The organism is Streptomyces sp. NPDC057543 (assembly GCF_042801895.1).
Taxonomy (GTDB): Bacteria; Actinomycetota; Actinomycetes; order Streptomycetales; family Streptomycetaceae; genus Streptomyces.
Genome location: NZ_JBHVFF010000014.1, coordinates 1 through 16711, shown reverse-complemented (window position 1 = coordinate 16711; position 16711 = coordinate 1). Strand labels below are relative to the sequence as shown.

Genomic DNA, 16711 nt, shown 5'->3' with positions numbered 1-16711 from the left:
GGCCTGCCCGGCGCCTGTACCGCTCACCTGTCTGCACTGCTCAACCGTCTGCATCGCACCCGTAAGGAGCCCGTCATGGTCGACCGGAAGTGGGAGGACGCGCTCGCCGTCGTCGTCGCCAAAGACGGCCCCGGTCAGGGCAAGGTGACCAACCGCACCGACGTGATGGGGGGCGCGTGGTTCAAGTCCGATCACGTGGTCAACCCGACGGCCCGGCCCAGCGCCGGTACTCCCAGCGGCTATGACTACGCCTGGGCGCAGAGCTGGAGCAAGTCGGGCACCGGGAAGAACTCCACGAACTACACGTACCAGATCGGGTTCTCTCTGACGCCCGAAGTCGGGGAGAACGGCTCGGACACCGCGCTGTCCAAGTTCATCCACGAACCCTGGGCCATCATCGGGCCGGCGTTGAACACCCTGAACGGCAACTCCTCGCTCAGCCTGGGCAGTTTCGACACGGCCGGGATGATGATGCGCGGGATGCTCGGTCATCTGACCGATGTGCAGAACGAGCTCAAGTCGTGGGCCAAAGACATCAACGTGCCGGACTCCGAGATGCAGGGCACGGCGGCCGGGGCCCTCAAGCGGACCCTCGTGGCCGTACAGCAGCAAGTGGCCTACCTCTACCAGGAGGTGACGAACTACGGGGACATCCCGTATCGCATCGACGATGCGCGCGCCATGATCCACGAGGCGCTGTACGCGCTGGTCAACGCGGCCGACGGCTACCGCAACAGCGCGGCCGCCTGGCCCGCCAACCATGTCCACGACCAGTTCTTCAATGCCCTCAACGCCACGTCGCTCCAATTCGACGCGTCGGGCGACGCCTATCTTGACGTGCCGGGACTCGGAAATCCGACGAAGTCGGACTTCTGGACCACGCTTGAGCAGAAGTCGAAGGACGCCTGGTTGGGCGGGCTTTCCTGGCTGGACACCGTCGCCAATGCGCAGATGAAGGCCGTGGAAATCGTCTACCAGCAGGCGATCGACGTGATCCCGCCCAACGCGCTCACCGCGCCGCCGTACCGCGACCCCAACGCGCCGAAGCCCCCCGGCACGGACACCAACCCCGGCGACAAGCCTCCGGGCACCGATACGAACCCGGGCGACAAGCCCCCGGGCACGGACACCAACCCCGGTGACAAGCCTCCGGGCACCGATACGAACCCGGGCGACAAGCCCCCGGGCACGGACACCAACCCCGGTGACAAGCCGCCCGGGAGTTCGAGTGTCACTGGGCCGCCGCAGACCAACTCCAAATTCAACTCCATGCCGCCGCCGGAGTCGAAGACGACCGGTCCCCCGCAGACCAGTACGGGGAACGGCACCGGCAACACGCTGCTCGACAAGAACAACCAGCCGATCAAGGACTCAAAGGGCAACGAAACCCGGATCCCGCCCGGGTCCCACATCAACAAGGACGGCACGATCACCGGGCCCGACGGCAAGCTGCTGATGGGCGCCGACAACAAGCCCCTCAAGGCTCCGGCGAACTCCCACATCGGCCCGTCGTCGTCGACCGGCCCCAGCAGCAGCAACAGCAAGCAGCAGCTGAAGGAACAGCAGGAACTGCAGGAAAAGCAGCTCAAGCTGCAGAAGGCGAACCAGCAGCAGCAGCTGAAGGACCAGCAGGAACTGCAGGAACAGCAGCTGAAGCAGCGGAAGGCGCAGCAGGCCCGGGAGGTCGAGCAGGAGAAGGCCTACCAGCAGGCCCTCTCCCACGTCCGCGGTCAGGCCCGTACCGAGACCAGCAGCAACGGGTACAGGACCGGAGGCGGCGACAGGAACCGGCTGAACCTGGAGGAGACGCCGCCCCGGGTCAACGAGCGGCTCCCCACCAGCCGGACCGTCGGCGATCCCAGGACCTCGATCTCCGAGCGCATCCGGGCCCGCACCTCGGCCAATGAGCCCAATCTGGCCGCCGCGACCGCGGCCAGGGAGTCCTCCGCGATGAACCGCACCTCGTCCAACGGCCAGCCGATGATGCCTCCCATGGGCGGCGGAGGCGGCGGCGGCGGAGGAGGCGAGCGGGACCGCGAGCGCCGCACCTGGCTGGCCGAGGACGAAGAGACCTGGGGCACCTCCCAGGAAGCAGCACCGGGAGTGATCGGCTGATGGGTAACGGATTCCAGGAACAGCTCGACGAGATGATGGGAAAGCTCGCTGAGCACCGCGAGTCCCTCCTCGCGACCCAGCGGGAGCTGGCCAAGTACACGGTCACCGTGCAGTCGAAGGACCGGATGCTGACGGTCGTCGCCGGCGCCCAGGGCGACGTGCGGGAGATCAAGTTCCATACGGACGCGTACCGCGACATGGCTCCCGCCGAGCTGGGTGCGGCGCTGGTCGAGGTCATCGGCCAGGCCAGGGAGCAGGCCGGGCAGAAGGTCCGCGAGACCATCTCGCCGTTCCAGGGGGCGGGCGCCGCCCTGCGCAAGTCGATGACGGGCGGCACCGAAATGGACGATTTGATGGGCCCGTTGCGGGAGATGTGGCCGGGGCCGGCGGGGCCGGGCGGCACGCCGGGCGCCGACCGGAACGGCACGGGCAAGGGGAAGGGCGGTGCCTCGGATGGCTGAGAAGATCACCACCATCGACCAGCTCAAGCAGCAGTTCGCGCAGTACCCGCAGATCGGGTCGCTGATCAAGCAAATCGGCGACTACCTGGCCCAGATCGACAAGATCAATATCGATGGCGGCGGCAAGGATGACGAGATCGCCAAGCAGTACCACGAGACCATCGACCCCGGCATGACACACCTGCACGACCTGCTGACCCTGCTCAAGACCCTGGTCGAACAAGTCGGGTACACGGGATCCGACGTGATGGGCCTGTTCGACCGGGTCGAGGACGAAGCCAGGTCGCTCGCGAGCAGTTGGTCGAGCGACGCATGATGAGAGCACCCGGATGCTGACCCCTTCCCCCGCGGTCGAGTGGATCATGCATGCCCTGACGGGCATGAAGTGGCCACAGGCCAACGAGGACGAGCTCCGGAACGCGGCGGAGCTCTACGACTCCGTGGGCGACGACTACAAGCAGCTCGACGACCAGCTCGTGCTGTTGCTCCAGAGCATCCAGAACAACTTCGAGGGCGACGCGGCCAACGCGTTCCTCAAGCTGGGCCAGGTCATCGCGGGCGGCGACAGCTCGTTCCTCGACGCGGCGGCCGAGCAGTCCCAGAGCATGGCGAAGGTCGCCCGGGACACCGCGAACCAGGCCGAGTACACGAAGTGGATGATGCTCGCCCAGCTCATCGAGCTGCTGGCCGAGTTCATGTACGCCATGGCGTTCTCGTGGGTGCCCGGCTTCGGTGAGGCACTGCTGTCGGGACTGAGCTGGCGCACGCTCTTCACCCGGCTGTTCCTCAAGATGTTGCTCAAGGAGCTGCTCAAGAGGATCGCCCAGCACGTCGCCCTCGGGGTCGGCATGGGCATAGCGATGGACCGCATCATCCAGATGGTCCAGATGGGCCAGGGCAACCGGGACGAGTTCGACAACAAGCTGCTGCTGGACGCGGTCAAGTTCGGCGCGATCCAGGGCCTGGTCACCGGGCCGCTCAGCCTGCTGGCCCCGGGGATCGGCAAGTGGCTGGGCAACAAGCTCGGTACGGGCCTGTCGAAGCTCCTCACCAAGGAGCTGAAGACAGCCTTCAAGACCCTGGAGAAGGTCGGCGGCAAGGGGGCCGGTGACCTGGCCAAGAACGTGGCCAAGATACTGAGCGACCACGACCTCAGCCTCATGAAGGGCTTCACCAAGGTCGGTGGAAAAGAGGGCGCCAAGGCCGCGAGCGACAACTTCATCAAGAACATGGGCAAGGAGTTCGCCAAGTCCCCCATCAACGGGCTGACGAAGGAGGAGTCCCGTCAGATCGGCAAGACCTGGGCCAAGACCGTCACCGAGCACTGGTCGGGCCCGACCAAGGGGGCGGCGGAAGCGCTCAGCAGGGAACTCACCAAGGAACTGGGCAGCAAGCTCGACAAGAACGCGCTGAAGGCGCTCGCCCACGACATGCCCCAGACGCTGATGCACATGGGATTCCAGGGCAACAAGCGCTTCCGGATGGGCATGGTGGGCAGTGGGCTGCTCGTCGAGTCCGTGGGCCAGAACCTCGGTGAGGGTTTCTACAACCTGATCTACCAGGACGGCTTCACCACGTCGTGGGACACATTCGTCGCGGGCATGCTGACCGGCGGACTGAGCCATGGCGGACACGTCTATCTCGTCCGCCCTGTCGTGCATGCCATGTCCCACCACTTCAACACGTCGGCGCTCGACGGCGGGCTCGACAAGGGCCTGGACAAGCACCTCGATGTGAGCGGCGGCGGATCGGACCCGCTGAACAACGGGACGAACCCCACGACGACGAACACGACACAGAACACGACTGCGAATACGCCGCAGACCACGGAAAGCAACACTTCGAACCACACCACGGCCGACGACGCGTCCAACAAGACGCCCGACAGCACGTCCAACCACACGGTCACGTCCCACGACCCGGTGACGCCGGTGAAGCCTGTGGTGACGACCTCCTCGGACGCGACGGTCCAGACCATCAACCACACGAACACGAACGACACGCAACACACGGTCACGTCGGACCTCCAGCACCAGTCCGAGACCCCGGTGACGCCGGTCGCTCCGGTCACTTCCGTGCCCCCGGCCAACCCGGCATCGACCACCCCGCCGAACCTGTCGCCCACCCACACGTCATCGGGCAGCACGCCCAATGCGGCCACCCCGCCGCGCCGTTCGAACCAGTCGCCCCTTCTGCCGAACAATGGCGAAGGCAGCAGCAACATCGAACTGAAGCCTCTGCGGCGCCCGACTTCGACGCAGACCACTTCCACCGAATTCGACTCGACGCTCACGCAGACCAATGAATCGGTCACCGCCCCGAAGTCCACGGCGAACAACGTCACGGAGACGGTCAACGAGACGGTTGATGTCAACGAGACGGTTTCGCAGACGCCGCCCTCTCCTCCGACGCCGCTGTCCCACGACAACGTCGTCTCCAGCGAGCACCGGGACAACTCGGTACTTGACACGGATCAGCTCCAGAACGAGCAGAGCAGCCAGAGCAACCAGCAGGCCAACGAGCACTCCGAACAACAACAGCAGCGGTCTGACCAGCAGGCGGATCAGCAGCTCAACCAGCAGACCGACCAGCAGCTCAACCAGCAGACGGATCAGCAGTCCAACGAGCAGACGAACCAGCAGTCCAACCAGCAGACGAACGAGCAGACCCCGGATGACGACCCCCGGCACGATGACACCCTGACGCCCCCCACGAACGCCCCCAGGGCGGTCACCGAGGACGCCCCCCGTCCTCCCCTCTGGCAGCACGACGTCAGCCAGTACGTCAAGAACCAGGCCGGGCGGGAGACCCCGCTCCCCACCGGCTCCGCCGCAGGACACAGCAGCACCAAGCTGCTTCAGCCGCGCCAGGGCGCGAGCATCGGCCGGACGCTCCACGACAAGCTCAACGCCGCGCTCAACCGCAAGCGCAACGGCGACCGGGCCGACGCCTCCGTGATCCAGCAGATCGACGACGAACTGGCCCGGCATCCGGGATCGTTCCTCGGCGACGGCCGCCGGTTCGTCGTCAAGCACAGTGTTCCCGTCCTCGGGACGAGCCTCACCAAGGCGAAGCGGACCGTGATGACCGTCACGGCCATCCCGTACGCCGATATGTGGACCCACCATCCGGACTCCGAGGCCCGCGACCCGCACAAGCTGGACACGTCCCAACAGCTCCAGCAGCAGACCGGTACGAACACCGGCACGTCCCGGGGCACCGGTCTCCAAGCGGGGTTCGCCGTCGGGGCACTGCCGTCCGAAGCCCGGATGCTGCTGGACCTCCGCGGGAGCGCCAGTCACAACCAGAAGCATGTCGTCGGCAGCCACGACCAGCGTTCGTACCAGCGTGAGACGCGCACGACCGGCGGCAGCGAGTCCTTTCACCAGGACGTCTACTACCAGGTCGAGTTCCACCCGGACGAGCAGCTCGAATCCTTCGGCGCGGGCATCAAGAACGGGATGACGACCCGGGTGTCCAAGGGTTCCGCCGTGCCGAAGGTGACGGAGCTGCGCGTCCCGCGCAACTTCACCCCGCCGCCCGGCTCGCCTCTCGGCTCACCGAGCACCGAGGGCTTCGGCCCGGTGAAGTCGCTCTTCGACTGGGCGGTCCAGAAGCTCGAAGCCAGGCCGGGCGGGTACAAGCACAAGCAGCTCAGCGACTACTTCAGCACGGACCGCTTCCACAGCATGTCCGACGAGATGGCCCGTGGACCGCTGGCACCGCTCGACGTGCGCAGGCGCAACGGCCAGTCCGCGGGCAGCTTCCAGGTGGGAAAGGCGATATCCGGAGAGCACCATCTGATCGAGGTCGTGGACGACGCCGAGATGCGCATCACGGACGCCATCACCGTGAAGAACGAGATCCTGGTCCAGGACAACCGGCGTTATGTGGTGGCCTTCTTCGGCGGTTCACGGTTCGCCATCCCGACCGACCAGGCGCCGCACATCTTCATGCAGCTCGGGCTCACCCTGCACTACAGCCACGACTCCAGCGAGGTCTCGCTCCAGGGCGGGAACGTGGGGCGCAAGATCACCGGGCGGGTGAAGGGCAGTTCCACGGCCCTCTACCTCCAGGAGCTGAAGGTGCCCGTCACGTTCAAGGGCGAGACGAGGGTCCTCGACACCTGGAATCTCGTACGGATGCCGGTGCGCGAGGCCCGCGAGCGGGCGGGCTGGGACCCCGACACCCACACCCGTCCCGAGGGGAGCGAGCCGCCGCTGCCCGCGCACTGGCGCGACGGCGACTACGACCTGACGCACACCAGGGCCACCGACCTCGTCATCGACAACAGTCACTCTCCGGACCCGACGTCCCCGAACGTACTCGTCGACCGGGTACTCGACTGGATCAACCGGACGCACGGCGACTCGGTGCTGGTCGCCCCGCGGCCAGGTGCGAACACAGCCGATCCGCGCAGCCAATGGACCAAGTTCACGCAGGCCATCAGCGGCGAGCGGGACCGGGCCAAGGCCAACACCCGCATCATCATGGCCAGGTTCGACGAGCGGAACCTGGCGGTGACGCTCAACGAACTCGCCCACGACGGGCTGTCCGTCAAGCTGTTCGGCCGCAATCTCACCAAGGAGAACCTCTTCGCGCTGAACCTGAAGGCCGATCTCGATCCGCCGGTCTACCAGGGCACCGACCGTGACCGGATGACCCGCCAGAACAACAACGCCGGTGAGCGCGTGGGCAACGCCCACAGCACCACGCACACCTTCGGGGCCCAGGCGGGCGGCACCGTCGAACTGCGCTCGAACGAAACGTTCCGTACCGGTACGCCGGACCACATCGGTGTACTGGGGGCCAAGGCCGGCGCGAACCGCCAGCACACCCGGGGCAACGGCACCACGTTCACAGCCGGCCGCGAGGACGTGACGGCCACCCCGGCCGGGGTGCATTCCTTCCTGGCGACCGGCCGGTTCAAGGCCGAGCTGGTGGGCGTGCACCAGTGGCACGCGCCGTACCGGGCCCTCACGCTCGGCCGGGCGGGGCGCAAGATCCACGAGCCGGCCACCGTGGGCGGCCCCGAGGCCACGCTCGGGGACTTCAGCGTGATGCTCCATCTGTCGGAGCAGTACATGCCGAAGGTCGACCCGCATGCGGAGGGCGCGGCCAACCCGTTCGTCACCAGCCGCGAGACCACCTCGCGGGAGCTGGACCCGCTGACCGAGACCGAGGACCTGTGGGCGCCCTCGGAGTGGCAGCGCGACGACTCGCTCAAGAGCATCCCGGTCATCACCCTCTACGTGCCGACGGACCATCACCTCCAGCAGGCGGGCCCGCTGGTCGCGAACCGGGCGACCCGCGGTGAGTGGTCGCTGACGACCGAGGGGACCAGCCAGCACCAGCGGATGAAGAACGCCTTCGGCTCGATGTCGCTGACCTCCGACTCCGACCAGGTGTTCTCCCCGACGGGCAAGCAGCTCAACGACGTACGCGCCCCGGGTTTCCTGTACGGCGCGACGGGCGACATACGCCTCGTCGGACGGCGGGGGAACCCGACCGCCGTGGGCGGCCCCGTCGACCTCAAGCCGGAGATGAACCGCACCCTGGACCTGGCGGTCTCGGGCGGCGACAGCAAGGGCTGGGTGCTGTCGTTCGACGTGAACGTGGGGCACTTCCCCGCGCAGCCGACGGGCGTACCCACCACGACGCGTTACGGCTTCGGCGCCACCCCGTACCAGCGCTCCAGTGTGACCTCGCAGGGCGGCGGCAAGACCATCAGCCGGTCGGTCAACATCGTTCCGGAGAACGGTCAGTGGGTGCCGGTCACGACGGACGCCCAGTATCGCGTCGAGATGTCCGCCGACAAGCTCGGCGCCCTCACCCCGTTCCGCTCGAAGCTGCCCGCGTGGACCGGGCAGCTGGTGGACAAGGCGAACGCCTGGCGCGGACTGGTCTCCGAACAGGCGGCGCACGCGCTGAATCTGTTCAACACCGGTATCGCGCGGGTGCCCGGTCTCGCCGACGGGGCCGGGACCTGGTCGCACTCCTCGTGGTTCAAGGAGAGTCCGCTCGGGGTCGTCCCGGTGTCGGCTCCGAGCGGTCACGACGCGGGACGGGCGCAGTTCATGCAGACCCTGCGCAATCTGCGGTTCACCCGCAACAGCCTGGAGTCCATCAGGACACTGCTGTCCGAACGGCACGGGCAGGCCATGGTCGAGTCCGGCATCCCGCAGCAGTACCGGGGGCGCGCGCCCTGGCGCGGTTTCACCGACAGCCTCCCTGTCGGGGGCAAGGAATACCGGGTGACGGTGAAGCAGGTCCCCGGCACCCGGACGGTCGAGGACTTCGGCTTCGGCGATGTGGAGAACGGCCACTCCGTCACCAACAGCAACAGCGCCTCGCGGGGCGTCACCCGCTCCCGCGGCCTTTCCGCGAACGTCACCGAACGCATCACCGGACCGAACGGTTCGTCGGGCGGCCCGCTGGGGAACTCCAGCGGCTCGAAGGGAGAGAGCGGTGGCCAAAGCAGCTCGGAGTCGCAGACCACGGCGCAGGTGACGGTGATTCCCGGCCCGCTCGCCACCGTCTCCACCTCGTACGACGTCGTGGTCACGGTGGTGGACAACAAGGGCGACGTCGTCCTGGAACACACCTGGGAAGCGGGCAGTGCGAAGAGCCAGGAGCCGCTGGCACTGCTCAAGCCGGGCGGGGAGAACGAGGGCGATGTGTACACACCGCCGCCCGCCGCCGTGGACGTGTGGCCGTCGAACAACGCGACGCCGGACAGGATCAGCCGGCACCTCACCCAGCACGTGTCCGGCGACAACCGGCCCGCCGGGCTGGTCCCCGGCAACGGGGTGCATTTCACGCGGGTGCTCGGCTCGAGGAACGTCGAGAACCTGGCCCACATCACCCTGGCGAAGGCCGAGAGCCAGCACCTCAACGGGGGACACGCGGGCAAGGGGGTGGAGACCCGGGGTGTGCTCACCGGTGACCAGCTGACCGAGGCCCGTGCCAAGGCCGCGAAGGTCAAACTGCTGTCGCCCGGCAAGGGTGGCGGCGACACGCTGACGACCGGCACCAGCGAGATGTCCCTGACCGGTTCGCTCATCGACGGTTCGGCGTTGGGCGAGACCGGCTACCAGCCGCTCGGCCTGGTGGACGACACCGTCGTCGGCGGCGCCACCGGCACCCTCCAACTCCACCCGGCCTTCGACCTGTCGGGGGCCAAGCTCCTCGCGACGGCCGATGTACGGATGGAGTTCGCCACCGGCACGGGGGAGAGCTTCGACGTGGGTGAGGGGCAGTCCCACAGCAAGAACGGCGGGATGGGAGGTGACGCCATCGGGGCCGACTCGCACAAGACGACCTACCAGGTCACCCCGGTCATCGCGCCGGGCGTCGGCTCGTCGGAGGAGTTCAAGTTCAACGAGGCGACCGCCGCCAAGATCAACATGAAGCCGGACACCGGGCGGGCGTTCCTCTTCTCCGTGCCCACGAAGTGGCTGGCCGTCGCCGGGGTGCACCGTCACATCAAGGACAGCCCGGTCGGGCAGCTGGCAGCCCGCGGGCTGACCTGGGAGGGCTACGACCCGCCGGGCCTCCAGGCCGGTGAGGCGGACACCGAGGTGCTCGCCTGGATCCGCGAGGACGTGGCCCGCGACCTGGGGCTCATCAACGACCAGAACCACCCCGAGGCGCTGTCCAGCCAATGGGACGACGTGGCCAAGGGATGGAAGACCTGGAAGGCCAACCACGACGCGTACTGGAGCACCTACCGCCCGCTGACCGACCTGGCGTTCGTGGTGCAGGACGCGCAGCACCGGCTGGACGCGGCGACCACCCCCGAGGCCCGGCAGACGGCGCAGCAGGCGCTGGACGCGGCGAACGCCGAACTGAACGCGGTACGGGAGACGGTCCGGCCGAAGCTGGAGTCGCTGGAGCAGAAGCTGAGGGCCGCAGGCGAGCACTACCACGCGCTGCGGTCGGCCGCCGACGCCCTCAACGACTGGCACCGGCTCCCGGCGAACGAGCGCGGTGACACCACTGAGCCCCAGGTGCTGGCCTACGACCCGACCGTGGAGCACGACCACGGCGTGGAGAAGTCCGTACCCCCCGCCGACACGTACGCGGAGTTCACCGACGACCAGGGTGAACTCCTCGGCGTGGAGGACCTTTCGTCCGGTCGGATCCACCCGGTCGGCCCGGTCTCGCACGACGGCAACGGCTTCTTCCACTCCCTGGCCGAGCACCTGGTCCGGATCGATCCGAACCTACTGGCGCAGCAGGGCATCGCCGTCCCGAGGGACCACGACCTCACCGGTGTGGCGAACGAGTTGCGTGCGCTGTTCGGAGAGACCCTCCGCGGGGGCGGGGACAACCCCCTGGCCGATTACACCCACCCGGACCTCGCCGACAAGTTCGAGCCCGACGAGGTCCGCGCGGCCGGCCTGGAGGACCTGCTGGACAGGTCGACGCCACAGGGCCGGGAGTACACGGAGGGCAAGTGGATTCCGCACTCGGCGGGCGCCCCCACCGAGAACCACCGTGCGGTACTGACCCCGGAGCAGCGGACCGCGCTCGCCGCGTCGCAGACGGAGCGGCCCGCCAACGAGGACTCCGCGGCCAAGGACAGCGCGGGTGACCTGTACCCGCCGCTGGCAGCCCAGCTGTTCGGGGTGCCGGTGACGGTGCTGGTGGACGGCAGACGCCATACGTTCATGCCCGACGGGAGCGAGGCGACGGGCCACGAGGGCGCCGAAGGCGTCGAGCTTCTACTGAAGGACGGCCACTACCGGCACGTCGATCAGACCAGTGACCTGAGGCCTCCGCAGGAAACGCCGTCCGACAACGAATCCGACCACGACTGGGCCTCCGACCACGACTCGGTCTCCGACCACGACTCGGTCTCCGACCACGACTCGGTCTCCGACCACGACTCGGTCTCCGACGACGGGTCCGACTTCGAACCCGTGCCGGGTACGCCCCGCCCGGTGCTCAAGGTGCCCGACGACGCCTACTCGCAGCTCACTTCGCTTTTGGTCAGCGCCCCCTCGGCAGTCGGGCCGAAGCTTCCCCACCTCGGCCAGAAGCTGAGGGACCTGGTCAACTCCCCGGACGAGCTGCGCGCCACCGCTTCGGCCGCGTCCGATGTCGAGAGCCACCAGGACCTGCACACGCTGGTGCTCGGCATGAAGGAGGCCGTGCACGCCCATGTGAGGGATCTGGGCCCGCACGGGCTCGCCGAACTGCTCCCCGATCTCCTCCCGCACACCTCCGTACCGACCAGTGAGGCGGCGGCCCGCAGGGCCCGCAACCTGCTGTTCCAGGAGGTGCGGAGGGCCGTCGCCGAGTGGGAGCACAGCGGGGACTCCCCCTGGTCGAAGAGTTTCCTGCCGCTGCTGGCCGGAACGTTCCACGTGGACCTGACCGTGCACACACCGCCGTCGGGGACGAACCCCGGCGGGTCGGACCGGTTCCGGCCGGCGCCGGGGAGCGGTGCGCCGCTCTCCGTACACCTTCAGCAGAACGGCTCACACTTCGACGGGACGACGGAGCCGACCGCCCAGCAGCGGACCGAGTCGTCCCATGCCCCGAACACCTCGCCGAACGCCCCTTTTCGGACGCAGCACACCAGCCCGCACGAGTCCTCGGCACCCGTCCCCCCGCACAAGCCCGCCGCCACGCCCACGCTCACCGCCGACTACTCCGTCGCCGAACTTCCCCCGGGTCCCCTCCCGAAGCCGGTCACCGACGTCCAGTCGCTGGGCAAGGCCGAGATTCTGCCGCCCAGTGACCGGACCATGGACATGGGCGGGGCCGCCGCGTCCGTCTGGGAGCGCGCGTTCTCCGTCGAGCGCGTCCTGCTCAGCGACGGCAGTGTGCGTTCCGACGTCACAGTGCGTGTCCATCTGTTCCCGCAGGCGGGCACCACCCTGAAGCACGTCAAGTACGCCAAGGCGATGGCGAAGCGCGGCATCGACAAGTATTACAACGAACCGAAACACCGTCTCCCGAACGGTGATCTGCTGCGGGTGAAGATGGAGTTCGTCTTCGATCCCGCAGACGCGCACCGGCAGGTGAGGTTGCACCCGGACCCGAACGGGGAGGGCCGGGACGACAGCGCCACCTGGTACGTCTCGGAGGGCGGGGCGGGCGCGATCGACAAGTCGTACGTCATCGCGCACGAGACCGGCCATCTTCTCGGCTTCCAGGACCAGTACCGCGAGGCCAGGGAGGGCCGGCCGTTCCGGCCGGTGTACGACGACCATTCGCTGATGTCCGGTTACGGCATCGACGACGCGGGGCTCGTGCAGTTCGACATGGACCACATGACGTCCGACCACCACCTCTCGCCGACGCTGCGGATCATGCCGCGGGATCTGCTGCTGCTCTCCACGGCGGTCGACGACGCCTGGTCGCACACCCCCGGCGTGGGCACGGCTCCGCACGACAAGGCCAGGGCGCACATCCCGCTCGACGTACGGGAACGGGTCCTGCGCGGCAACCCCCGCACCGGCACCAACGGTCTCCTCGCCCCGCGCGGCCCCTCCGGGCGGTTCCGCCCCGAAGCCACGGGGCCACGCAACCCCAACGGCACCTACCAGGCGGGCAAACGGCCGGACGGCAGTGACCGGACGATGTTCCCGGACCACTGGAGCCCGGACGAAGTCCTGCACGCGGCCCGCCAGGTGTACCTCGACCACGTCAGGAACGGCAGCCTGACCCCCGACAGCGAACGCTCCGGACGCCGGACCTTCGACGGCGTCTACCAGGGCGTACGCATCAAGGGCAGCGCCGACACCACCGGCACCATCACCGACTTCGCCCCCCACCCCGACCAGAACGGTCTGCTGCCGCCCACCCACCTCGAACCGCCGTCGCCCCGCGGGCTGTCCGACGATCCCGCGTTCAGCGACGCCTCGATGCGCTTCGTGCTGCGCGGCGACCCCCAGACGCTGACCGGGGTGCAGTACGCACACGGCGAAGAGAAGCGCGAGGTGGCCCAGACGGACCGTGGCATCCGATTCGAGAAGCTGACGGGCCCCGACTTCAACGGTGTGCGCCGGGCCGAAGTGTGGTTCCGGAATCCGCCTACGGGACCGGGGAAGGCGACCCTGAAGGTCGGCGAGGGCGACTCGCCCGACGGGGTCGTCCAGGACGGCTGGGGCACCAATCCGCGGATGTTGTTCCCCGAGGAGTGGACCCCCGGTGATCTGCGCGAGGCCGTACGGGACGCACACAACAACGCCTTGGCCAACGGCCTCTTCGAGGTGCTGCCCGACGGCGGGTACCTGTGGGAGGGCGCGGCGGGCGGCGTGCGGATGCAGGGGGTCGTGAAGGACGGCGAGCACCGCTGGTTCCGTCCGTCCCGCTTCCAGCCGCACCCGGAGTGGAACGCCGAGGACATCGTGGCGGTCACTTCCGAGACCCCGATGACGTATGCCCGGGCGTCCGGCGGGCTCGCCGGCTTCCGGGTGTCGCACGTGGTGTTCACCAACGGCGACCGTGGGCTGAACCTCACCCGGATCGTTCACTACCCGGGGAACATGCACCCGCAGGCCCTCGCCGAACTGCGCGAGAAGCTGTCCGACGTGCAGGAGCACATCGACGACACATACAACTCCGGGGAAGAGAGCAAGGAGAACGGCCGGCTCCCCAAGACCCGGTTCACCGTGGAGCTTCGGCCGACGAGGGAGACCGGCCCGTCGGAGGACGGCGCCGACATCGGAGCGCTGTCCGTGCACAGCCCCGAAGAGGCCGCGGCCCGGCTGCTGGGCTTCGACCTGGACCCGGACGCGGGCCGCGAGAATCTCGTACGCCAGGTCCTCGAACACCGGCGCCCGACGCCCCGGTCCACCGACTCCTGGGACGCCCCGCGCGAGCAGCAGGGCGGGACACCGAACCCGATGCTCACGGCGGACGTCGAGGCCGCGCTGCGCCGCAACACGCACGCCGGACTGTTCGACGAGCCCGGTCTGCTGGAGCTGCTGGCCGCCCGCCGTTCCCAGGACCACGCCCCGCACGTCACGAAGGAGTCGACCGAGGCGGCGCTGACCGCGCTCACCCAGGACGCGTTCGCGTCCGACTACACCCACACCCCGGACGGCCGGCTGCCGGAGGGCTGGACCCCGGACCGGCTGCGGCTGGCCGCACTGCGGGCGGCCCGGAGCAGCGCACCGCGCACCCCCGACCTGGACCAGCCGGGCACGCTCACCATCGTGACCACGCCCGAGCCGGGCGTGCAGCTCACCACTCGCATCAACAGCACCTCGCTGCTCATCCTCGGGGCGGAGATCGTCACGCGGCCGCAGCCGACGGCCCCGACCGGACACATCGAGGGCCCGGCCACGCACCCGAGCGACCACACGCCGGTCAACCTGGAAAGCCCGGTCACTCCCGTCAACCCGGTCCATCTGGCCGCCGTATCCAGGGCGTTGGGACTGCACCCCGACCATCTGCGCAGCGCCCTGCCCGTGCTGCACCAGGCCGCCACGCCGAGCGAAGCACTGCACACCCTGCAGACGCTGGCGACGCGGCTCGGCGCGGGACCGCAGGTGGGCGAGTTCGTCCGGCGGATGTCGGAACTCGAGGTCTCCGCCGACGACTGGTGGGACCTGTCGACCTTCCAGCACAGCCAGGGTGAGAGCATGCGCAGCCTGCTCGGCCCGGACATGCAGGAGAACCAGCAGCGGATCGACCAGTGGCAGCGCACCGAGGTGGTGGACACCGACGCAGTCACCGACGCCGCCGCACACGAGCTGGGTGTGCATCCGCTCGCCCTCACCCGGCTCGCCGACGCTCTGCGGCTGCACACCCCTTCGGACGTCACCCGGCTGAACATGGACGCCGACCTCTGGCAGCGCCCCGCCACCCCGGAGGAGCTGGCGCTGGAGTATCTGGTCGGGCACCGCACGGAGATCGAGGAGCTCCGCGCCGAGCTGGACCGGGAACGGTTCGACGAGATCGCCGACGAACTCCTCGGCGAGGACCGCGACGAGAACGGCGACGCCGACCTCGACTACCACGGCTTCCTGCACTGGAGCAGGATGTCCCTCGAAGGTCTGCGGCATTTCACCGCAGCCGAGTTGGACTTCCTGGTCGGCAACTGGTCGGCGGTCAGGGACATCGTGCCGCCACCGCCCGACTTCGACCTCGCTGACCTCCGGAGCCATCTGTACGAGGTGGAACACCTGCGTAACGTGGCCAAGTTCGCGGCCGTCAAGGCGAGCCGGGCCCAGGACCCGGCGGCGTTCGCCAGGGCGCAGGACCGCCTGGCTCAGCTGGATCCTTACGTCACGGAGCACCGCGCCGAGGTGCAGCAGCGGCTTGCCCAGCTGTGGTCGGAGAACCCCATGACCCCCGCCACTCCGGGCGCGCAGACCCCTCCCTACCACCAGGCCACACCGACGCACACGGTCTTCGACGAGGACATCGTGATGGGCGAGGACGCCCCGGTGGACTGGGACGAGGACATCGTGATGACCCCGAGCCCGCACCGGCCCCGTCAGCCCCAGCCGCACTCCTCGCCGACCGCCCCGCTCCACACGCAGCACACCGGCCCGCAAGAGCCCCCGGCTCCCACCCTCACGCCCGCTGCCAAGTACGCCGTCGTCGAACTCCCCCCGTCCCCCTTCGCCCCGGCTCCCCGACCCGAGCCGGTCACCGACGTCCGTTCGTTGGGTACGGCCGACGTTGTCCGGCCCAGCAAGCGGACCATGGACATGGGCGGGGCCGCCGCGCCCGTCCATGAGCGCGCGTTCTCCGTCGAGCGCACCCTGCTCAGCGACGGCAGTGTGCGCTCCGACGTCACGGTTCGCATCCATCTGGAACGGCGGCCGGGCGCTACCGAGAACCACGTCGTGAACGCCAAGGCGATGGCGAAGCGCGGCGTCGACGCGTACTACAACGAACCGAAGCACCGTCTCCCGAACGGGGATCTGCTGAGGGTGGAGCTGGAGTTCGTCGACGATCCCGCACAGGCGCACCACACGGTGAAGTTGCACCCGGACCTGGGCGGGGTGGTCCGGTTCGACAGCGCCACCTGGTACGTCGCGGAGGGCGGCGAGAACTCAACCGACACGTCGTACGTCATCGCGCACGAGACCGGCCACCTCCTCGGCTTCCAGGACCAGTACCGCGAGGCCACGGAGGGCGAACCGCTCCGGCCGGTGCACGACGAC

4 protein-coding genes are annotated in these 16711 nt (G+C 68.6%); all 4 read left to right on the top strand.

The genetic code is table 11. The features are described from left to right. Positions 1–75: 75 nt before the first annotated feature. Positions 76–2115 (top strand): hypothetical protein, encoded by a 2040-nt coding sequence (locus ACFU8Q_RS04645; protein WP_384447698.1) that lies wholly within the window; start codon positions 76–78, stop codon positions 2113–2115. After that, positions 2115–2576 carry a YbaB/EbfC family nucleoid-associated protein gene (locus tag ACFU8Q_RS04640; protein WP_384447695.1) on the top strand — a complete coding sequence of 154 codons (462 nt, stop codon included), beginning with the start codon at positions 2115–2117 and terminating at the stop codon, positions 2574–2576. The genes ACFU8Q_RS04645 and ACFU8Q_RS04640 overlap by 1 nt, the downstream gene beginning before the upstream one ends. Next, on the top strand, positions 2569–2892 hold the full coding sequence (locus ACFU8Q_RS04635; RefSeq protein ID WP_384447693.1) for a hypothetical protein: 324 nt from the start codon (positions 2569–2571) through the stop codon (positions 2890–2892). Before ACFU8Q_RS04640 ends, ACFU8Q_RS04635 begins: the two co-directional genes overlap by 8 nt. Before the next feature lie 13 nt (positions 2893–2905). After that, on the top strand, positions 2906–16711 hold a 13806-nt coding region (locus ACFU8Q_RS04630), incomplete at its 3' end, for an EndoU domain-containing protein (protein WP_384447690.1).

Coding starts and splice junctions, on each gene's coding strand:
- ACFU8Q_RS04640 (WP_384447695.1), top strand. CDS start 2,115: ATGGGTAACGGATTCCAGGAACAGCTCGACGAGATGATGGGAAAGCTC.
- ACFU8Q_RS04635 (WP_384447693.1), top strand. CDS start 2,569: ATGGCTGAGAAGATCACCACCATCGACCAGCTCAAGCAGCAGTTCGCG.
- ACFU8Q_RS04645 (WP_384447698.1), top strand. CDS start 76: ATGGTCGACCGGAAGTGGGAGGACGCGCTCGCCGTCGTCGTCGCCAAA.